This is a genomic window from Nostoc sp. (assembly GCF_036916655.1).
In the GTDB taxonomy this organism is placed as follows: Bacteria; Cyanobacteriota; Cyanobacteriia; order Cyanobacteriales; family Nostocaceae; genus Nostoc.
The window spans coordinates 1-20,924 of record NZ_JBALFY010000098.1; the positions used below are offsets into that span (position 1 = coordinate 1).

Here is a 20,924-nt window from a genome sequence, read left to right on the forward strand (position 1 = left end):
TACAAATGCTCTCAATGCAGTAACTAAAAAAGACATTATTGGCTGGTTCACTCACTGCTGTTACTATATTGCACCCAACTGAGAACCGCTATAATATCTAAAATCATCACTTGGAGAAGTGTAACTGCTGTTCAGATCAAGATACAACCTAGCAATTATCTGCCTACTCTCAAATTCATTAATTGTGGCACATTTGAATGTGGCACATCCAACTGAAATTTCACTGGAAACTTTTCACTAGAATATGTATATATCATTACTACTTTAAAAGCCTGTTGGAGGGCTACTATGAAATACTGTCGCCCCCGACTTCAGTTTAACGGTGGCTGGTTGGTAGCTATACTTACCGCCATCACAGCTACCCCTGCAATAGCAGAGACAGCGAATTTTGGCACTTTCAATTTATCAACAAACTTTCATCCAGCACAAGGAACAGTGCAGGGGTTTACGGGTGGTTCTTACTCATTGTCTGCTATCAGTAACCGCGATCGCGATCAAAAAGCCTGTATTGGCTTTGCCGATCCCAATCCAGATCACATTATGGTTTTGGAAAAGGACTTTTCTCAGCTGACAATTCAAGTAGATAGCAACAACAACGACACCACCTTACTGATTCAAGGCCCAGATCAAACTACAATTCGTTGTGGCGATGATACTGGCAAAAGTAAAGATGCTAGCGTTAGCGATCGCAACTGGAAAAGTGGCACTTATCGGATTTGGGTAGGTACATTTAATCCTGGAGTCAAGCGCGATTACACTCTGAAAGTAGAGCAGTAGTTATGGGAGTAGGGAGTAGGGAGTTAGGTGTTGGGAAAAATTCATGCCCGATTCCCAATGCCCGATTCCCAATTTTTACGTGTAACACCTGAGAGGATAATATGGGATAGTAGCTTGTTGTGCTTTCCGAGGGTGCTATCTCGTGCTATCTATACTGCGTGCTGACTTTCGTATCATATTTGAACGTGACCCAGCTGCTCGTAACTGGTTGGAAGTTTTATTTTGTTACCCTGGTTTGCAAGCCCTGCTATTCCATAGGCTGGCTCACTGGCTGTATATTATTGGTCTTCCCTTGATTCCGCGCCTGATTTCTCACCTGGCTCGGTTTTTGACTGGAATTGAAATCCACCCTGGTGCAGCAATTGGGCAAAGTGTGTTTATTGACCACGGTATGGGTGTAGTCATTGGTGAAACTGCGATCGTTGGAGACTATGCCCTAATTTACCAAGGTGTCACCCTGGGGGGGACTGGTAAAGAATGTGGCAAGCGCCATCCCACTGTGGGCGAAAATGTTGTAGTTGGTGCTGGAGCGAAGGTACTGGGCAATATTCAAATTGGCAATAACGTCCGTATTGGTGCTGGATCTGTTGTTCTCAGGGATGTACCCTCAGACTGTACTGTAGTGGGCGTACCTGGACGGATTATATATCGTTCTGGAGTTCGGGTTGCACCTCTGGAACACAATAACTTACCAGATTCCGAAGCTGAAGTCATTCGTGCTTTAGTAGACCGGATTGAGGCGCTGGAAGAACAAATACAAACTCTTCAGCGCACACAGTCTTCTGAAAAAACTCCTGTTTTAGTGGGTCATTTAGTCACTCAAGAAGATGAGTTAACCCACGATACTCGCTGGTGCAATCTCAAGGATAAGACCATCCAGCAATTTCTAGATGGTGCTGGCATTTAAAAAAGTGAGAAGTTAAGAGTGAGGAGTGAGGAATAAAAATCATAAATGTCAGGTTTGCACCTTCAAACTCCTACTCTTAATTCAATACGCTTGGGTTAAGGACTACTGGTAACAATTTTGGGTTTTCGAGACGCGATAAATCGCCGTCTCTACAATTGTTTTGTTGCTCATTCTGAACTATATTGACTCTTAATTGACAATAAGCAGTTAAACAAAATTAATTACACAATGTCATTGCGAATGCAGCGGAGCGAAATTAAGCAATCGCAAGGGCTGGGATTGCTTCGCTTCGTTCGCAATGACTGTAATTGATTTTGTGTGGTTACTTATTCAAGGATTAATCGTTTGACTAGACCAATCTTGCTGGTCGTCACGGCGGTAAAGCCACCGATTTTGTGGTTCGCCGCGCAATTCTAAGTGATCTACCTCTACCGGTTCGAGTAGCAAGAGACAAAAATTAGGTACTGGCTGTATAGGTTCGGGTGCTGGTGGTGCAAAAGCTTCTGGGGTTTCGACTCTGGGTTTACCAGGATGAGGCCAAGCAAACTGTAAACGCGCTGCATCACTCAATTCTTGCCACATTGCAATCCGCGCTAGCTGTAAAACCTGATCAGAATCATCACCACTTACTAGGGTCAAACAACCAGTGATGCGGAATTGTTCTCGTGTATTGGGGAAGTACCAGCAAACTTCTGCCCAAGGTTGTTTGTGTATCTGGTCCGCTTTAGCGCTACGGATATCAGTGATAAATTTTAGTTGGTTTGTATCTTCCAGAAAGCCGCGAAAGACTAGGGTACGATTAGCAGGGCGACCGTTTGCCTGTACCGTTGCTAGTTGGAGGTAACGGGCATAAACAAGGCTGCGATTGCGATGGAGTGCATGAGCGATCGCGCTTCGCCAAGGAGCAAGAGGCATACTAATTGGTAATTGGTAATTAAGAAAGTCAGATTAAATCTGGGTTTCCAGGTTTGCGTCTGTTGCCTTATTTTAGGGAGTTTTTGTCAGTCATAGTACTTAAAAACCATAACTAGCAAGATTGATATGCGATCGCATTCATCCTTCTGGGCATATACTTTAAAGAAATGTCACATTTAATTGCGCTATTGTAAAAGTCAGCTTTACATAAGTTCAGTTATGAGCCAGCCTGAATATACTACAGCCCAAGCAACAGCCCTGACTAACCACGATCGCAAACCTATTCACATACCTGGCTCTATTCAACCTCATGGCGTACTACTGGCACTCAGTACTCAGCTAGAGATATTGCAAGTTAGCAACAATACCCAAGCATATTTAGGCAAAGAGCCAGAAGATTTGCTTGGTCAACCTTTGAGCGATTTGTTTGAAGCTCGGCAAGTGGAAATTGTCAAGGAGTGCTTGGGGAAAAAAATTGGCAGTTCTAATGCTTTTAAAGCATTAATAAATACCTTAAATGGGGGAAAATACTTTGATGCTATTGTTCATCGTCTAGAAGAAACTGTGATTCTGGAGTTAGAACCGACCAATTCCGAATCTGAGTTGAGTTTCTTGGGCTTTTATAGTTTCGCAGGTGAAGCGATCGCTAAAATGCAAAGCACATCTAATCTGGTAGAATTTTTGCATTTGGTGGCTGAAGAAGTTCAAAAAATCATCGGTTTTGATCGGGTGATGGTCTATCAATTTGACGAGTCGGAAGCGGGTTCTGTGGTTGCAGAAGTCAAACGCGAAGATTTATCACCGTATTTAGGACTCCACTATCCCGCTACAGATATTCCGGCGCAAGCTAGGGAGTTATACACGCGCTGCTTTCTCCGATTTCTCCCCGATTTGACTGCCGAACCGATTAAATTAGTTCCAACAGAAAATCCGACGACACATCAGGATCTAGACTTAAGCTACTCTGTGCTACGAAGTTTTGATTGGTGTTGTGCAGAATATCATCAAAATATGGGCGTGAAGGCTCTTTTGGTGATTTCACTGATTCAAGAGCAGAAGCTTTGGGGATTAATATCTTGCCACCATCAAACACCAAAGTATATTTCTTACGAAATCCGCAAGATGTGCGAATTTTTGGGACAGATTGTGTCTTCAGAATTAACGCACAAAATTAGTTATTCGGAATGGGATTATAAGGTAAAGCTCAAATCGCTACAGTCTGAGTTCCTTGAGTCCATTTCCCAAGCAGACAATTTTATCGATGCCCTAATTAAACCTGAAATCCGCTTGCTCGATCTTGTTAGTGCTTCAGGAGCAGCAGTTTGTTTGGATAATGAAATTACCCTTGTGGAAGCAACACCGAATATTGATGAAGTTCGGGTGTTAATTGAATGGGCGGATACCCAAGTTAGTGACAACCTGTTTTCTACTGATTCTCTACCCAAGCTTTACCCAGGAGCCCTGAGATTTAAAGATACTGCCAGTGGGCTGTTGCTGCTGCGAATTTCTAAAGTCCGGCGCTATTACATCCTTTGGTTTCGCCCTGAAGTTATCCAAACGGTACACTGGGCAGGAAATCCCCAGGAATCTATTCAAACCCAAGCAGATGGTAGCCTTAGCCTATCTCCACGAAAATCCTTTGAACAATGGCAAGAAACAGTTAGATTAACTTCTCTACCTTGGAAAGCTTGTGAACTTGACAGTGCGATCGCTCTGAGAAATGCGATCGTTGGTATTGTACTCTCGAAAGCGGATGAATTAGCTAAAATCAACCTAGAGTTAGAGCGCAGCAACCAAGAACTAGCATCCTTTGCCTACGCCGCTTCCCATGACCTCAAGGAACCTTTGCGGGGCATTTATAACTTCTCAACAGTGCTTCTAGAAGACTATAGTCAAGTATTAGATGATGACGGAATCGAGTGCTTGCAAACAGTAGTATCCTTGTCTGTACGCATGGAAACTCTGATTAATGCTTTACTGCGGTTATCGCAGTTAGGACAAGCACAACTACGCTTGCAAGCAACTAACCTCAACGAATTACTCACCCAAGTGATTGAGGTTTTTCGTGCTAGTCGTCAAGATTCTGGGCTTGTGGATATTCGCATTCCTCGCCCTTTACCAACTATTTTGTGCGATCGAGTTCTCGTTAATGAAGTCTTTAGTAATCTGCTTGGTAATGCCTTCAAATACAACGATAAAGCAGACCAATGGGTTGAGATTGGCTACTTAGATGAGGGACTAGCGACTAGGGACTGGGGACTAGGGAAGAGTTTTCTTGACCCAATCCCCAATTCCCAATCCCCAATTCCCAATCCCCAATCTCCAATCCCCAATCCCCAATCCCCAATCCCCAATCACCAATCCCCAATCACTTTTTATATCCGCGATAACGGCATTGGAATTCCACAGCATCATCTAGAAACTATCTTTAGATTATTTAAGCGGCTCCATTCCCAAGAAAAATACGGTGGAGGAGCCGGTGCAGGACTAGCTATTGTTAAGAAGATTGTTGAGCTTCATAACGGTAAAATATGGGTTGAATCTACCCTTGGCGTTGGCTCAATGTTCTACTTTACGCTGGAATAGTTTAAGATAATGACTAAATATGTATTTTTGTTAAGCTCTTTTAAGATCGCGAATGACAAAAAAACTTCATGAACCGCTGCTCGTTGTTGAGGACAGCAATGAAGATTTTCGGATGCTGCAACGTCTAATGCGGCGTATGTCCGTCCAGAACCCCATACACCGTTGTACTAATGGAGATGAGGTTTTAGAGTTCCTCTATCAACTGGGGAAGGATACCTACGCTAAAGATGAAAGTCCACCCAACCCTAAAATAGCATTACGACCCTCTGTGATCTTGCTCGATCTCAATTTGCCAGGTATTGATGGGCGTGACATTTTAGATCGGCTTAAGCAAGACAAGAGTTTCAAGGGAATCCCCATCGTTGTTTTTACCACATCATCTAACCCCAAGGATATTGAATTGTGCTACCAAAAGGGCGCAAATGGATATCTGGTAAAGCCGATGGATGCTCAGGAACTAAAAAAGACAATTCAGGCATTTGTGGATTACTGGCTTGAAGCCAATACGCCGCCACTGTTGGATTAATTTGTTTATTTTCTGTCGATGAAACAGTAGGAACTAAAGGGACAGCTCAGAGGGCACAGCGACATTTTCCTCTTTGAGTCACTGTGTCTGCTTGTCTCTGGTAGATGCGTTTTCCCCATCTTCCTGTTTTGCCTACCTTGTTTAATTGCTTTAGAATTCCTAAAGAATTTAGATTTTATTCATATTTATTTTATATTATTTTTAGAATTATGCAATAAAAACACAATCTGGATAAAAGGGATCTACATAGCTCCCCGATCCTCATAACCTTATGTTGGACATACGGACGCTACTCATCATTGATGATTGTGCAGCAGATCGAAAAATCTATCGTCGGTATCTTTTGAAAGATCCGCACCAGTCCTATGAGATTTTAGAGGCAGACTGTGCAGAGGAAGGACTTGCTTTGTGCCGAAAAGTACGCTGCGATGTGATTTTGCTGGATTTTTGCCTACCTGATATGAGCGGGTTAGAACTCTTCGATCAGATACAGCAGGAGATATTTAAGACTTCTGTCCCTGTGATTATGTTGACAGGGCGCGGCGATGAAGAGGTTGCTGTACAAGTGATGAAACGGGGTGCTTTGGATTATTTAGTCAAGCAACACCTGACACAGGATGTGCTGCAACTAGCAGTCCGCAATGCCATTAAGCAATCGTGCTTGCAAGCCCAACTCCAGAAAACTCAGGAGAGACAACGCCTAATTGCGACGACTGCTTTACGAATTCGTCAGTCTCTTAACCTAGAGCAAATTTTAAATACAGCTGTGTCCGAGGTACAAGAACTTCTGAAGTGCGATCGCGTCATGGTGTATCAGTTCGCTCCAGATACAGATGGTAAAATAGTCGCCTCATCAGTTGAGTCATACCGCACTGTGGCATTGTGCGATCGCGTTGGGGATTGGGAAAAAGTAGGGGAGCACGGGAGCACGGGAGCACGGGAGCACGGGAGCACGGGAGCACGGGAGCACGGGAGCACGGGAGCACGGGAGCAGAGGAGCAGGGGAGAAGTTGCAGTAGGTCTTTCCCCTCTGCCCCTCTGCCCCTCCGCCCCTCTGCCTCTTCTGCCCAATACCCAATCCCCAATCCCTTACATTTATGAGCTTGGCTTGTGTAATTGTGTCAGCTTAAAAGAGCAATTTAATACCAAGGCAAATTTGGTGGTTCCCATTAATCTGAGTAACAATGGGAACCCAAGCCCTAAGCTTTGGGGTTTGTTGATTGCTCACCAGAATTCTGGGGAACGACAATGGCAAACTGATGATGCAGAAATGCTCAATGAAGTTTCGGTACAATTAGCGATCGCAATTCAGCAGGCGGAATTGTTAGCCCAAACTCAAGCGGCCCTTGCCAAAGAAAAGCAACTCAATGTATTTAAATCCCAAATCATTGCAACGGTTTCCCATGAGTATCGAACGCCCCTAACTTCAATTTTGGCTGCTGCATCAACTTTGGTAAAACATAGCCAGCAATTGGATGAATCTAAACAAGAGCGGTTCTTGGGAATCATTGAACAGAAAGCCAGGTATATGTCCAAACTCGTGGATAATATGCTTCTGGTTAACCAATTTGAACTGGAAAAACCCAAGTTTAAACCAATCCCATTAGATTTACTACAATTTTTTTCTGACCTTATAGAACAAGAGCGAGAAACAGCAGGCGATCACCACGAACTAATTTTTCAAATTACTGGTAATCATCAGGAATTTTGGGGCGATCGCGGACTTTTGCAGCAAATTTTTATTAATTTAATGTCCAATGCGATTAAGTACTCTCCAAATGGAGGTACTGTAGAATTTCATCTGATTGGCAAAGAATCAGAAGTAATCTTTTACATCAAAGATCGGGGAATTGGTATCCCAGTGACAGATCAAGAGAATTTGTTTCAATCTTTCAGTCGTGGAAGTAATGTTGACACAATTCCTGGTACAGGTTTAGGGCTTGCGATCGCTAAAGGTTGTGTCGAGTTGCATGGCGGCAATATTGCCTTGTGGAGTGAAGTGGGGAAAGGAACTCAAGTTACAGTTAGCTTACCGAAGATATGCCCAATACCTCAACTATCCCCATTATCTACTTGATATGTATAATTTTAAAATTTATCTTGTAATTATTCATCTTGAATTTCTATCTTGTTAATCAACCATTCTTCGATTGTTTTTCCACAAGGCTCGGAACTTTGGCAATCACTGACATTTTCTAAAGAATAATACATTTTTACTTTTTTGTTAACGTATTTATCGGGTTCGCAAACTTCAAAGACTGCACCGACACCTTCGTATAGTTTACCATTCTCATCGACAACAGTAACGTAGCATTTTAAGTCTCCATTTTGCATATCTTTGATAGTACCAAAAATTGGGTTATCGTTTTCAGTCTCTTTGGATTGATTATCTTTAAGAGATGCTGAATTAATCGGCTTTTTGCTATTTTTGCTGTTATCTAGTTTTACTTGATTTACAGAAATAGATTCAGAATTAACTTGGATAGCTGTTGCAGTATTTGCTTGATTAACTTGCTTCTGTTGAGAAGCACTATTGCCAGAGTTACTACAACTCATAATCAACATAGAACAAAAAAATAATGTAGTCGTAAAGATTGTTTTTTTCATTTCATTTATGTTCATAAAACTTTATCGATTTTGTTTTGTTAAAAGCGCTATGGGTAAATTATCTGATTTACAATGAAAACTTTCATTAAGTTTTCTGTGATGTTTGTTGATTATTACAGTTTTATATCTTGGAAGTTATAATTGACATCGTGATATTTGCGGAAAATACTCGGCGTAATCTCAATACGGTTCGGTTAAGGTTTTTTAATGAAAATTATAGATCGTGAAGATCCGATAAATCATCACAAAGACGGCGATTCATCGCATCTCTGCTTAGGGAATATCTTAATGCTGGTAAATTTGTATAAAATAATGCCGAAATAAGCCTTGATTACTAAATATTAATGCTTTGAGCATTAAATGAGTATTTAATAGAGTTTAGAAGCTGTAAGTATTGATTTTGTGTTATTTCAAGGTTTTCTCAACTTAAACAAACCATTTGGCTGGACTTCCCACGACTGCGTGGCGCGGGTGCGAAAATTATTGCGCCTCAAGCGTGTAGGACATGCGGGAACCTTAGATCCAGCAGCAACAGGGGTTTTACCGATCGCACTTGGTAAAGCCACACGATTATTGCAATATCTCCCAGAAAACAAAGCTTACAAGGCTACGATTCGCCTGGGTGTGCGGACTACAACCGATGATTTAGAAGGTGAAATCATTAATTCTCAAGCTTGTCCTGAATTGAGTTTGGCTGAGGTGAAAACTGCACTAGCGCAATTTGAAGGCAAGATTGAGCAAATACCACCGAATTACAGTGCAATTCAAGTGGATGGTAAACGTCTCTACGATTTAGCGCGTAAAGGTGAAATAGTGGAAGTTCCAGTGCGGACTGTGGAAATTTTTCACATAGAAATTTTGGATTGGAGGGAAGGGGATTTTCCCGAATTGGATGTGGCGATCGCCTGTGGATCTGGTACATATATTAGAGCGATCGCTCGTGACTTAGGTGCAATCTTAAAAACTGGTGGCACTCTTGCAGCTTTGATTCGCACCCAAAGTAGTGGTTTCGATTTAACAGATAGTCTCACTTTGACTGACTTAGAAACTAAACTCCAAGGCGGGACATTTCAACCTCTCGCTTCTGATGCAGCTTTACAACATTTGTTGTCTGTGACTTTACCAACAACATCTGCTCAAAAATGGTGTCAAGGTCAGCGAGTTTCTCGAAATTCTGATATTACTGGGATAGTGCGAGTTTATGAAGAAGAGACTCGCTTTTTAGGTGTTGGACAATTACAAGATGAGGTGTTAATTCCTCAAATGGTTTTTGAGCCAATTTCTTGAAGAAGAATTCAGAATTCAATTCTGACTTCTGACTCCTGAATTCTTTCTTGTTAAGGAAACTCCAAGAAATAGATCAATCCAATATTGTGGGGTGGGCGACACGAGAGCCATATCAACTGGGCGCTCATGTTGCCCACCCCACAAGAATTAATTGAATATTTTTTGATTTGTCAGTTTCTAAACCAAATAACTTGTATTTGGTACGATCGCAAAGAAAGCATACTCATACCAAGCAGTCCAAATGAAACTGCGAATCCATCGCTGGCGCTTTTCGGGACTCAATTCATATTCAAACGCCCCACGAGATACATCAATGGAAGATAGATGAGAGTTGCAACCGCAGCCATGCTGATAGGTAAAACCGTATTTAGAAGCAATACTTTGCACCTTCATTTGGATAGCAAATACCTTACCTGCATGGAGTATGGCATCCCAAGCGCGTTTGTGTTCGATATCGCGTTGATCAAATCGTAAGGCACGTTCTTCAAAAACGTGATCGCGGTAAATAGGTGCTAAATGCACATGATAGAAGCTGGCAGGTAGTTCATAACCAAATTCATTGAACAAATCTATGCCAATGTGAGCTACTTTTACTTCATCAGCATACTCTGTCCCTTTTGACTCCAGATCGCGGAGAATTTCTGCAAAGTTCGGATAGCTGTGTTTGAGAAAGTCTTGCCCAAAAAACTCTAGAGTTTCCCATGCCAGTTGTGCAAATAGCTGGGAGAATGACGGTATTAAGTGAGCTAGTTGGGGGCGATCGCTAAATAAGTCTACATCACCATGTTTTAATTTATACAAAAATAGCTGTGCCATCTCAACATAGCTTTGGGGTTGGGAAAGTCCGACACTCGTGGTTCCTCTAGCAATGTCTTGCCATATAGAAGGTAGTTGAGAAACGTGAACCGCATTTTCTCCAGCAATGACTGCAACAGGAGGACATTCGAGAAGCTGCATCGACAATCTCCTTTAAGACTTTAATGTGTAATTTACCTTAAGTGATGTCTAAATCTATCTTCTGAATACAATAAAAAATGTTTGACAGACTGTCTTTTGACAAGTAGCACAATTTTATTCATAATGCTTTTTTTATGCTTTGGGCATAGGGGATTAATTATTTTACAATAACTCGTAATTCATAATTCAGTTTCCTACCCAGATAATTCTCTTCAAGCACCTGCAATTTTCTTATATATTTTTTCACCTTTGATGATCTCTTCATAGTACTGCTCATAAGAGGTGAATCTGATAGATTCTTGTCTTCCTAAACCCAAGATACCAAAGGTGCAAAGGCTATTATAAAACAGTTCATGTACTCGTTTTTGAAGTTTTTGATTAAAATAGATGAGGACGTTACGACAAAGAATGACATTAAACTCATTAAAAGAACTGTCAGTTGCTAAATTATGCTGGGCAAAAACAATGTTTTCTCTTAGGGATGCTCGGAAAATCGCGTTATCATAAGCTGCGGTATAATATTCTGAAAAAGACTTTTTTCCACCTGCTTTCAGATAAAGGTGAGTGTATTCCTGCATTAATTTCAGCGAGAAAATTCCACTTTTAGCATTTTGTAATACCTTCTCATTCGTATCAGTGGCATATATGCGGCAACGGTGGTAAAGTCCTTCTTCTTGCAGTAAAATTGCCATTGAGTATACTTCTTCACCGGTTGAGCATCCAGCGTGCCAGATGCGAATAAATGGATAGGTTTGTAAGAAGGGGATAACTTGATTTCTGAAGGTATTATAAAAGCTGGGATCGCGAAACATTGATGTGACATTCACCGTCAGAGCAAGCAAAAATCGTTCCAGATAGGCACGGTTGTGGAGTAATCGCTCTTGTAATGCAGAAACATTTGCTAACCCCTCTAATTGCATGAAGCTCTGAATGCGGCGCTTGAGTGAGGAAAGAGCATAATTACGAAAGTCATAACCATAGTACTGATATACCCCTTCCAAAAGCAGATGTATTTCTATGTCCTCCAAGATCGGTTTGGGCAGAGGCATAATATTCATAATTCACAGGTTTCAGTTTAACCGAATGGCTGTTACTACTAAAATAGCGATCGCTGTTATTGAAATCCCAGCTAGCCATCTAATCTGAAAGCGCAGATTTTGAATCTCTTGGCTGAGATTTTCTGTCTGTGGTATGGCATAAGGTTCTAGTTGCACAACTTCGATCGCTACTTGTTCGGGTTTATTTTGAGGCTTTTCAAAAGCAACCTGCGTCTGTAGCCAATTAGTAATCAATTGGGGACAGTTCTTTTTAAACCAATTAAAAGCTATGACTTTAAAAACTGGTTTTGACATTCGGGCAATTAATTTCATCACCCTGTTTAAGGGTTTCAAGCGAAGCTTTTGATTGATCAGATTCACTGAACCAACATCATAAAGACAATCCAGAATTAATTTTACAGTGGCTTCTTCACTGTTAATCAAGTTTTGCAGTAAAAGCAGAACATCATGCATACGCTCTGCTTCCATATACTTTTCTGACAAGTTTTCTGGAGGACTTACTGAAGGACTTACGCTTGGATTTAGGGTGTTTTGTCTTACTATCGTCATATTGGTAACATAGCAGTCATAATAATGTCAGTACACCTATCTACCGAGAGAAAGATTTTTTATCGAGAGAGAGAACCCAAAAGCCAAACTTTATTCGTGAGAGGCATGACTATATCGTGTCTGTAAAAAGGCTATTTGTCTAGTTCACTACGAATCTTTTTGCTAATTCTGGGTAATTGAAGAAGAATTCAGAAGTCAGAATTCAGGAGTCAGAATCAAGACGCTCGAATACTCGCTACCGCTACGATATGCGTTTTTTCGGTCAAAATTAATTCTGTTAGCGAATAGCTAAGGTTTAGCCCATTCTGACTCCTGACTACTGAATTCTGTTCGATAAATGTTTTTATTGAGATGCTAATAGTTCAACTTGTGCAACTACCCGTTCTAATTCCTCAATGATTATAGTGGTTTTAGTCTTTCTGAAGGCATCCACAAGCGCCCGATAATACCAAAGAGTCCCTTCTTTTTGCCCCTGAAAACGTTCCCAGAGCGAATCGCCCAAAACACGATAATCTTTGAGAATGGATTGGGCGTTGTAAAGTTTATCTGCTGATGACACGAGCAGAACTGATGGAGAAGCAGTAGAAATATGAGCGATGTATGCTTCCTTGCGCTGTCGCCAAGGGGGTTTGGGAGTTGTATCAGCATCAGTACAACCATCTACAATTGCTGTTACATTGTCACCAAAGCGACGGCGAATTTCTTCTCGTGTTGCGTCGCCTCCTTGATCTTCGATCGCATCGTGTAAGAGAGCTGCGATCGCTTCATCTTCATTTGCTCCGTATTCTAAAGCAATACTAGCGACACCTAATAAATGGGCAACGTAGGGTACACCTGAACCTTTACGAACTTGGTTGGCGTGCAGTTGGGTGGCGTAGATGAGGGCTGCGGTAAAACGTTCTGAGAGCATTGTATAAAACAGGAGTCAGAATACAGAATACAGAATTCAGAATACTCTACCCATAAAGGGATAGAGTTTTAAGGTGAGAATATTTTAATTTTTTCGCCCACTAGGGGCGAGGTTTTAACCAATATTCAGACGCGACTCGAAAACACTCGCTTGCCGCCGGCGCTATCACCCACTCGTACAGAATTCATACTGAATTCTGACTCCTGAGTTCTGAATTCTTCTTATAAAAGGAGTTAAATATCAAGCAACAGAGGCAAAGAGGCTCCGCCTCCAGAATTCAGGATAACTACACCAAATAAAGGGTTTGTGTCAATTTTATAACAAACTGTTCCAGCTACAGCAATATTAAGCCGTGAAGATTTTGTACCTGGGTTGATGTTGTCTTTGAAAAAATGATTGTAAAAGCAATGTCTACGCCTGTCTATATACGCACTTTCTAGCAATTAAATTGAAGAAAAATTCAGAAGTCAGAATGGGCTAAACCTTAGCTATTCGCTAACAGGAGTCAGAATCAAGACGCTCGTGTAGCGTGTCGTAGACAAGACTCGCTTGCCGCCGGCGCTATCAGTCGGGGATTCAGACCGTGCAGGAATTGAAGACCACCAAATTGAAAATTTGGTGGGGGTCTTAAACCCGGTTATTCATCCGCCAGTCGTACAGAATTTATGCTGAATTCTGACTCCTGACTCCTGAATTCTGTTTTGATAAATTGTTCTCATTATACTTTTAGATAGACACAATTTAAAACTGTATTACATCGCTAGATAGATAAAAATCTGATGATATTTTATTAAATTAATAAGGCCAGATAACACTGATAATAAAAGAGCAATTCCTGAATAAAACGGCAGAAAAGCAAAATATAGAAGAAGTAGGTAAACTAAGCTTGCAACCTGAAGCTGATTTGAATAGATTCTTGCTCAATATGGTTCGGTTAAGATTTTTTGATGAAACACAAAGACGCGATAAATCGCCGTCTCTACAATAATCTTTTGTCTTGACGGCGATTCACCGCGTCTCTTACCTTAATCGGACAGTGTTGGATTCCTTCTGATCTAATAAATTTAGGATACTAATAATGGAAACTACAGAAACAACGCCAACAAATTCAACACCTTTCCCAAATATTCCACCAGTTATTGAAAGTAACGATAGTGAGTATCTTGATAGCGGTGTACCTAGCACAGTTGCGATCGCTGGACATCCTTTACATCCCCTGAGTGTGATCTTCCCCATAGCCTTTTTAGCCGCCGCCTTGGGAAGTGACATTGGCTACTGGTTAACTGGTGATTTCTTCTGGGCTAGAGCTTCGTTATGGTTAATTGGACTCGGATTAGCTGGAGGTTTACTCGCTGCTGCGATCGGTCTTAGCGACTTTTTTAAAATTGAGCGAGTCCGCAAGCGCACCGCCGGTTGGGCACATTTGATACTTAACGTTTCTTTATTACTTTTATCACTCGTCAACTTTCTCATACGCTTGGGTGACGCTGAATCCCGAATACTACCTTGGGGACTGTTACTCTCGATTGTTGTCGGTACGCTGACTAGTATTTCTGGTTGGTTCGGTGCTGAACTCTCTTATCGCCACAAAATCGGTGTAGTGGGTGCAGGTAGCAGAAGATATCCATAAACATCTATGAAAAAGAATGTAGAGACGTAGCACTGCTACATCTCTACAAAGGTTCTGAAATAAAGCTTGATTATTTTTTTATGGGAAGTCCCTAATACCAGGCTGCGTCAGATACAGGCAGCCCAATTTAGTATTTTGTAGCTTAGGAAAGTACTGGTTGTGCTTCTAGATTCTGGGCTTTTTGCTTGAAGACGGTTGGTACTTCGGAACTGAACGCTTCACCTTGAACCACTTCTGAGCGGAAACCATCAACCCCAACTGGAACATCACCAGTAATAGTGGTGCGATATAACAAACGCTCAACATCCAAATGATCCAAATCTTGAGGTGCTAAATGCACGGTGGCGCGGTTGTCCCAGAAGGCAATATCACCGTTGTTCCAACGAAAGCGGGTGGTGTAAGCAGGCTTGGTAACTTGGTTGAAGAACAACTCAAGCAGCAGCTTGCTTTCTTGTGGTGACACGTCAACAATGTGGGAGACGAAACCAGGGTTAACGAACAACGCCCGCTCACCAGTTTCAGGATGAACCCTGACTACTGGGTGGATGGAAACTAGTGGATTGACAGCGATCCGTTCGGAGAACTTGTTGTTACTGGGCTGATACCCGCCCCCATTGAAGCGATGTTCAGCTTTCAATGTGTCTGCTAGCGCCCGTAGAGGTGCTGACAAACCCTCATAAGCTGCAACCAAATTGCTCCACTGAGTATCACCACCAAAACTAGGAACATTAACCGCGCGTAAAATTGACGCTGCTGGCGGGTTGATTGCCGCTGTTACGTCTGTGTGCCAAGGGCCTCCAGTGCGAAAACCATACTGCTTTTCATACAGCTTACGGTCTACAGGTTTGAGTTGCGGAAATCCTGGAACTGGTTCAGGCTCTCCGAGTGGATGCGCGAAAGTCACTTCGCCGAAACGGGATGTGAATTCAACTTGGGCAGCATGATCGATGTTCTGTCCCCGAAAAAATACGACTTTCCACTTTAATAGTGCTTTACGAATTTCTTTTACTTGATCGTCATTCAAAGGACGGGAAAGGTCTACGTTACCGATTTCAGCACCGATGAAACCAGCTACTTGTTTGACTTCAATATGTTTGTAGCCCATATAGATTCTCCAGGGTTTGATTTATAGAGTGGTGTTCGCATTTATCCTTTTCTTGTGGAATTTTTCTTGCACTTGATAGCAAAATTCCATAGGAAGCGATCGCAACTGAAAACATCATACACCATCTCGATAGATTTACCGTAGTATTTATTTACTGTATTTTACACAGTCAGAACAACCAGAGCCTCAGAAGTAACCAAAAAACCGCGCTTATGTCTATCCTGTGTGCAGTAACAATGAGGATAAAGACTTAAGCGCAGTTAAAATATTGACCGTTGGGGTTAAGGGAGAGGAAAGGGGGCAGAGGGGAGAACCCCATAAATAAATTTAGGGTCTTGAAACCCTTATGGCAGGGGAATTCCAGAATCTTTCTCCTCTGCCCCCCGCCCCCTGCTCCCCTGCCTCTTAGTCATTGAATCTATTCGGGGTAGAAAACTACCGTCCTTAACTCAATACTCTGACGAGGTGGAGCATCCGATGGGCTAGTGGGATCATCAAAGCCAGTATGACCGGCAAACCTAGCCCGTCCATCTTCTGCGGAGTCAAAGCACTTAATAAATAGCGCTTCGTCTTCCTGCATCTGCGGGAAATAAAACCATTGGTGTGATGGGTTATAGGTGATTGAGTAAGTTTCACCAGCGTAGTTGGGATACAAGAGATCGCCCGCTACTAGGTCTGTAGGTGCGATACTCAGAGCGTCGCACACTGCCAATGGTGACTCCTGGACTGGTGCGATCGGTCGCCAAATGTTAATCAGTGCAAACCTTTTTTGCAGCGCTTGATCGATGTTATCTATTCCCTGCTCTGTCAATACCTTGCGAGCGCGAGTATAGCCAGATTTGGCTGTAAAGTCATTATGCACACGCTTGACTGGTTCCCTAATTTCGTTCTCGCCTGGCTGCGAAATTTCAGCGTTACGAAGAGTGTGATCGAATATCAGTACTTCCGTTGCACCTATCAACTCTTTCAATAATTGCTTGGCTTCAGGATAGTAGACGCTGCGAATCTCATCTTCATCATAGAAATCACTGACTTTACTTTTATGTGCGGTAAAGTCAAAGCCTTGGCGCTCTAAGGATACTTTATCTGAAATTTCCCGTGCATTACGGATTGGAACTTTGTGTGTCTCATACTTTCCGTTGGAGCGGGGAACCCCTGCTGGGGGTTCATAGGCATAGTTGACAAGCTTTTCTGCCATCGGGGTGAGGTAGTTCAGTTCTGCCTCAACGTGTTTCAGGTCAGAGAAAAAACGATTGTCTCTACTCATTGCTTACATCCTTGTTCAAGAAGTTCAGACAGATAAGATCCTGTAAAGTTGGACTGTAATTAACGCTCAATACTCAGTAATTGCTCGTAATTACATCTAACGGCGTCAGCAAACTTACAACACGCCTCAGCTATGTTGTCATCGCACTCAAAGTAGCAGTTGATATTTGTTAACGTCGATCTCGTCAGGAATCTTCAGTACTAGATAATTATAGTTAAATACTTATTTAACCATTATAGTATTCAGCATAACAGAATTTTGACAAAATGGTCAAATGATTGTTTGAGTATTTGAGTAAAATGCCGGAGCTTGCTATGATATGGGGATGATTGAGAAAAGAAATTACGAAAACCGTGCGAAAATCTTCACGGCTCTTTCAGATCCAACACGCCTGCGATTAGTAGATTTACTCTTGAGTACTGACGAAATTAGCTGTTCAGAAATTGCCGAGCAGTTGGAAATTAGCTTGTCTCTTTCTTGTCACCACTTGAAAGTTTTGACGGAAGCAGGTTTGGCGAAGAACTATAAAAAAGGGCAAACAAGATACTACTCACTCGATCGTGCTGTTCTTAATACTACTTTAGAGAGTTTAAACAGTTTTATTAACCCAAGTTGCTAGTTATGGAACATGGGAACAGTAGATAGAGTAAAATCCCCTGCTGAGAATGGCTTGCAGAGGAAAATGATTAACGAAATAATTGCTATCTACCCTATGACTGACGATCTCCTCAAAGCGATTGGGCACTCGAAAGACTGTCGTCGAACAATGAGCGATGCGGAAATTCTAACAACTGCTTGGGTGGCTGCTTTATTTTGCAATTGCTTTTCATTAAAAAGCTTGAGCGTGGCTTTATCCCCCAAATGTTATCCAAATCTTGGTTTAATCATCGTGTACACGCGCTCGCTGATTGGATGGATGACTTGTTTGCTCAAATGGGAATGGTACTTCAAGACATCAATGATATAGGAATATGATTTGATTTCTGAAAAAATCTTCTAAGTATTATGTAGGGTGTGTTATGGCGTAGCCTAACGCACCCAAAACTTGAAGGTGGTGCGTTAGCCTTTGGCGTAACGCACCCTACGTATATTTCAATAATTAAATATGAATCCTATAATACTGAATAGTTTACCAGTCGCCAAAAAACGTTAATTGGCGTTGCATAATCAGGTATGAATACAGGGTGCTAAAACATGAATTGTCCTGAATGTGGCTCTCATCATATCCGTAAGATGGGATAAAAAGAGGTAAACAGAATCACATTTGCTGTAATTGTCGTCGCCAGTTTATTCAGGATTATGAGCTATCAAAAACTTATAACGATGAGATCAAAGAAGAATGTATTCGGATGTATCTCAATGGTATGGGTTTTCGAGCTATTGAACGAGTTAAAGGAGTTCACCACACGACAATTATCACTTGGGTAAAACAGCTGGGTCAAAATTTACCAGACGCACCGCGAAATGCGCCACTGGGGAGTATCCCCGTGGATACTTTCGCACCAATCGAGGAAATTTCCCAAGTTGGAGAACTAGATGAATTAGAAACTTTTGTTGGCTCAAAAAAAACAAAATTTGGCTATGGACAGCAGTAAATCACTTTCGAGGGGGTATTTTAGCTTGGGTGTTGGGAAACCATAGTGCAAGAGCGCTAACAACCTAAAATTTTGTTTCAAACTGCTAAAGCCCGATTGGGGAATGGGGGTTTTATGGGATGATGGCATACTAGAATATATATGCCTTTCTAACTACAGGGAATCTCACATGGTTCGTCTAGGTGACACAGTACCAAACTTTACGCAAGCCTCAACATACGGCGACATCGATTTTTACCAATGGGCAGGTGACAGCTGGGTTGTGCTGTTTTCTCACCCTGCTGATTTTACACCTGTTTGTACAACAGAACTCGGCACAGTTGCCAAGCTAAAACCAGAATTTGACAAGCGCAATGTCAAAGCGATCGCACTTAGCGTTGATAACGTTGAATCTCACAAAGGCTGGGTGGGAGACATTGAAGAAACTCAAAGTACCACCCTTAACTACCCAATCTTGGCGGATGCAGATCGCAAAGTTTCCGATCTTTACGACATGATCCACCCAAATGCTAATGCGGCGGTAACAGTGCGATCGGTCTTCGTGATTGACCCTAACAAGAAACTCCGTCTTACTTTCACCTATCCTCCCAGTACGGGACGCAACTTTGATGAGCTTTTGCGGGTGATTGATTCTCTGCAATTGACTGATAATTACAGCGTGGCGACACCAGCTGACTGGAAAGATGGAGAGGATGTCGTAATTGTCCCCTCACTGAAAGATCCAGAAGTACTCAAACAGAAATTCCCCAAAGGTTACGAGGAAGTAAAACCCTATCTGCGTCTAACTCCTCAGCCTAACAAGTAAATCTGAAAATGATTTCGTGCATTAGACGCAAAGTTATATCTTGGCGTCTTTTCTTATTTGCGTGAGAATATAGTCAGTTGGCTAGGCATCTAAAGCTGGAGGAAATTCTGATGTTTTCATCTCCTTTGGTTTTGCAAATTCCGTCATCAATGCAAATGACAGACGAACAATTTTTTGAGTTTTGTCAGGTGAATCGTGATTTACGCATTGAACGAAATAAATTTGGAGAGATATCAATTATGCCGCCTACAGGTGGAACAACAGGCAACCGTGGAGGCAACATCTTTGGGCAACTGTGGGTGTGGTCGGAACAAGATAGTATAGGTATAACTTTTGACTCTAGTACTGGATTTAAACTATCAACAGGTGCAAACAGATCGCCAGATGCTTCCTGGATTAAACTAGAACGGTGGAATTCTCTGTCTCCAAAACAACAAGAAAAGTTTGTACCCATTTGTCCAGATTTTGTAGTCGAACTCAAATCTCCTAGCGACAACCTCCAAACTTTGAAAGAAAAAATGGAGGAATATATGAATGAACCAGGAATACAGTTAGGCTGGTTAATTGACCGTAAGCAGCGTAAAGTTTATATTTATTGTCCTGGATTGCCAGAAGAATGTTTAGATAATCCTGCTAGTGTAAGTGGCGAGTCGGTATTGCCTGGGTTTATTCTCAATATGAGTAAAGTTTGGTAAATACGAATTACGAATTAGACTCACTTGTTGTACCAGCTTTTTCGCCACTGCTGCATTTGTTTAATCTCTATCTCTTGGGCTTTAACAATTTCTTGGGCTAATTTCTTGATTTCAGGGCGTTTCGACTTATTTAAGGCATCTTGCCCCATTGTTACAGCCCCTTCGTGGTGAGGAATCATCGCATTGATAAAGCGCAGATCAAACTCAGCATCAGCCGCACCTAAGTCTTGACTCATCATCATAGCTTTCATTTGGTCAGATGACATTTCCATTGTATGGCCCATTTGACTGTTGTAAGCCATTGGTTTATCTCCCGCCTTGGGATACCAAGCTTGTCGCCACTGCTTCATCTGAGTGATTTCTTGGTTTTGCGATTTGATGATATTGTCTGCTAATTTTTTGATTTCAGGACGTTTTGATTTTACCTGTGCAACATTCGCCATTTCCACAGCTCCCTGATGGTGGGGTATCATGGCGTCGATAAATCGTAAATCAAAATTAGCATCGGCTGGGCCTAAATCCATTCTCATGCTGTGATTCATGCCACCACCGTGATTCATCATCTGCTTCTCGTTAGCATTGGTGGTGTTTGCTTCTGGCGCTTGGCTTTGGTTCTGGGAAGCAGTACTAGTACAACCTGTGATTAACCCACTGGCTGAAGCGATCGCACTTAAGCTTAAGGCCAAAAAGCCATTCCTTAAAGATAGCAGTTGCATAAATCTCACCTAACAGTTTCCTAATTCTATTC

The 20,924-nt window shown here is 42.0% G+C and carries 20 protein-coding genes and 1 pseudogene; 11 read left to right on the forward strand and 10 right to left on the reverse strand.

The window, feature by feature from the left end:
- Nucleotides 1-288: 288 nt before the first annotated feature.
- Together V7L31_RS25980 and cysE are read left to right on the forward strand one after the other, a co-directional pair.
- Nucleotides 289-777, forward strand: coding sequence for a hypothetical protein (locus V7L31_RS25980; RefSeq protein ID WP_334698938.1), 489 nt, complete (start codon nucleotides 289-291; stop codon nucleotides 775-777).
- Between the two features lie 142 nt (nucleotides 778-919).
- Complete coding sequence (gene cysE, locus V7L31_RS25985) at nucleotides 920-1,684, forward strand: serine O-acetyltransferase (protein WP_334698939.1); 765 nt, start codon at nucleotides 920-922, stop codon at nucleotides 1,682-1,684.
- 330 nt (nucleotides 1,685-2,014) lie between these two features.
- Here cysE and V7L31_RS25990 read toward each other — a convergent pair whose 3' ends face one another.
- Nucleotides 2,015-2,599: an Npun_F5749 family FMN-dependent PPOX-type flavoprotein gene (locus tag V7L31_RS25990; RefSeq protein ID WP_334698940.1), complete on the reverse strand. Its 585-nt coding sequence runs from the start codon at nucleotides 2,597-2,599 to the stop codon at nucleotides 2,015-2,017.
- A gap of 219 nt (nucleotides 2,600-2,818) precedes the next feature.
- Here V7L31_RS25990 and V7L31_RS25995 point away from each other — a divergent pair, with 219 nt between their 5' ends.
- From V7L31_RS25995 to V7L31_RS26005, 3 genes are all read left to right on the forward strand, one after another.
- Nucleotides 2,819-5,185 carry an ATP-binding protein gene (locus V7L31_RS25995; protein ID WP_334698941.1) on the forward strand — a complete coding sequence of 789 codons (2,367 nt, stop codon included), beginning with the start codon at nucleotides 2,819-2,821 and terminating at the stop codon, nucleotides 5,183-5,185.
- Between the two features lie 52 nt (nucleotides 5,186-5,237).
- Nucleotides 5,238-5,711 carry a response regulator gene (locus V7L31_RS26000; protein WP_334698942.1) on the forward strand — a complete coding sequence of 158 codons (474 nt, stop codon included), beginning with the start codon at nucleotides 5,238-5,240 and terminating at the stop codon, nucleotides 5,709-5,711.
- 271 nt (nucleotides 5,712-5,982) lie between these two features.
- Complete coding sequence (locus V7L31_RS26005) at nucleotides 5,983-7,788, forward strand: ATP-binding protein (RefSeq protein ID WP_334698943.1); 1,806 nt, start codon at nucleotides 5,983-5,985, stop codon at nucleotides 7,786-7,788.
- Nucleotides 7,789-7,817: 29 nt separating this feature from the next.
- Here the strand turns inward: V7L31_RS26005 and V7L31_RS26010 are convergent, their stop codons facing one another.
- On the reverse strand, nucleotides 7,818-8,333 hold the full coding sequence (locus tag V7L31_RS26010) for a hypothetical protein (protein WP_334698944.1): 516 nt from the start codon (nucleotides 8,331-8,333) through the stop codon (nucleotides 7,818-7,820).
- 387 nt (nucleotides 8,334-8,720) lie between these two features.
- On the opposite strand from V7L31_RS26010, the gene truB reads away from it, so the two are divergent.
- Nucleotides 8,721-9,605, forward strand: coding sequence for a tRNA pseudouridine(55) synthase TruB (gene truB / locus V7L31_RS26015; RefSeq protein ID WP_334698945.1), 885 nt, complete (start codon nucleotides 8,721-8,723; stop codon nucleotides 9,603-9,605).
- A 177-nt stretch (nucleotides 9,606-9,782) separates the two neighbouring features.
- Here truB and V7L31_RS26020 read toward each other — a convergent pair whose 3' ends face one another.
- The 4 genes from V7L31_RS26020 to V7L31_RS26035 all read right to left on the reverse strand — a co-directional run bounded on the left by V7L31_RS26020 (nucleotide 9,783) and on the right by V7L31_RS26035 (nucleotide 13,079).
- Nucleotides 9,783-10,562, reverse strand: coding sequence for a hypothetical protein (locus V7L31_RS26020; RefSeq protein WP_334698946.1), 780 nt, complete (start codon nucleotides 10,560-10,562; stop codon nucleotides 9,783-9,785).
- A gap of 212 nt (nucleotides 10,563-10,774) precedes the next feature.
- Entirely contained in the window at nucleotides 10,775-11,611 is an 837-nt protein-coding gene (locus tag V7L31_RS26025; RefSeq protein WP_334698959.1) for a CheR family methyltransferase, read from the reverse strand.
- Between the two features lie 21 nt (nucleotides 11,612-11,632).
- Nucleotides 11,633-12,088 (reverse strand): hypothetical protein, encoded by a 456-nt coding sequence (locus tag V7L31_RS26030; protein ID WP_334698947.1) that lies wholly within the window; start codon nucleotides 12,086-12,088, stop codon nucleotides 11,633-11,635.
- 424 nt (nucleotides 12,089-12,512) lie between these two features.
- Nucleotides 12,513-13,079, reverse strand: coding sequence for an HD domain-containing protein (locus V7L31_RS26035; RefSeq protein WP_334698948.1), 567 nt, complete (start codon nucleotides 13,077-13,079; stop codon nucleotides 12,513-12,515).
- A gap of 1,078 nt (nucleotides 13,080-14,157) precedes the next feature.
- Between V7L31_RS26035 and V7L31_RS26040 the strand changes: the two genes are divergently transcribed.
- The gene (locus V7L31_RS26040) at nucleotides 14,158-14,709 is read left to right on the forward strand and encodes a DUF2231 domain-containing protein (RefSeq protein WP_334698949.1); all 552 of its coding nucleotides are present in this window, start codon (nucleotides 14,158-14,160) and stop codon (nucleotides 14,707-14,709) included.
- Between the two features lie 142 nt (nucleotides 14,710-14,851).
- On the opposite strand, the gene V7L31_RS26045 is transcribed toward V7L31_RS26040, so the two are convergent.
- The 3 genes from V7L31_RS26045 to V7L31_RS26055 form a co-directional block, all read right to left on the reverse strand.
- The gene (locus tag V7L31_RS26045; protein WP_334698950.1) at nucleotides 14,852-15,814 is read right to left on the reverse strand and encodes a TauD/TfdA dioxygenase family protein; all 963 of its coding nucleotides are present in this window, start codon (nucleotides 15,812-15,814) and stop codon (nucleotides 14,852-14,854) included.
- A complete protein-coding gene (locus V7L31_RS26050) occupies nucleotides 15,795-15,932 on the reverse strand; it encodes a hypothetical protein (protein ID WP_334698951.1) in 138 nt (45 codons plus the stop codon). Before V7L31_RS26050 ends, V7L31_RS26045 begins: the two co-directional genes overlap by 20 nt.
- Nucleotides 15,933-16,232: 300 nt before the next feature.
- A complete protein-coding gene (locus V7L31_RS26055; protein ID WP_179064832.1) occupies nucleotides 16,233-17,081 on the reverse strand; it encodes a CmcJ/NvfI family oxidoreductase in 849 nt (282 codons plus the stop codon).
- A 319-nt stretch (nucleotides 17,082-17,400) separates the two neighbouring features.
- Between V7L31_RS26055 and V7L31_RS26060 the strand changes: the two genes are divergently transcribed.
- The 4 genes and pseudogenes from V7L31_RS26060 (at nucleotide 17,401) to V7L31_RS26075 (ending at nucleotide 20,176) form a co-directional block, all read left to right on the forward strand.
- Entirely contained in the window at nucleotides 17,401-17,700 is a 300-nt protein-coding gene (locus V7L31_RS26060; protein ID WP_334698952.1) for an ArsR/SmtB family transcription factor, read from the forward strand.
- A gap of 575 nt (nucleotides 17,701-18,275) precedes the next feature.
- A pseudogene (locus V7L31_RS26065) lies at nucleotides 18,276-18,726 on the forward strand (IS1 family transposase); the annotation flags it as partial.
- 53 nt (nucleotides 18,727-18,779) lie between these two features.
- A complete protein-coding gene (locus tag V7L31_RS26070; RefSeq protein ID WP_334698953.1) occupies nucleotides 18,780-19,481 on the forward strand; it encodes a peroxiredoxin in 702 nt (233 codons plus the stop codon).
- A 110-nt stretch (nucleotides 19,482-19,591) separates the two neighbouring features.
- Nucleotides 19,592-20,176, forward strand: a complete 585-nt coding sequence (locus V7L31_RS26075) for a Uma2 family endonuclease (RefSeq protein WP_334698954.1) — start codon at nucleotides 19,592-19,594, stop codon at nucleotides 20,174-20,176.
- Nucleotides 20,177-20,196: 20 nt separating this feature from the next.
- Here the strand turns inward: V7L31_RS26075 and V7L31_RS26080 are convergent, their stop codons facing one another.
- Nucleotides 20,197-20,892 (reverse strand): DUF305 domain-containing protein, encoded by a 696-nt coding sequence (locus tag V7L31_RS26080; RefSeq protein ID WP_334698955.1) that lies wholly within the window; start codon nucleotides 20,890-20,892, stop codon nucleotides 20,197-20,199.
- Nucleotides 20,893-20,924: the final 32 nt, after the last annotated feature.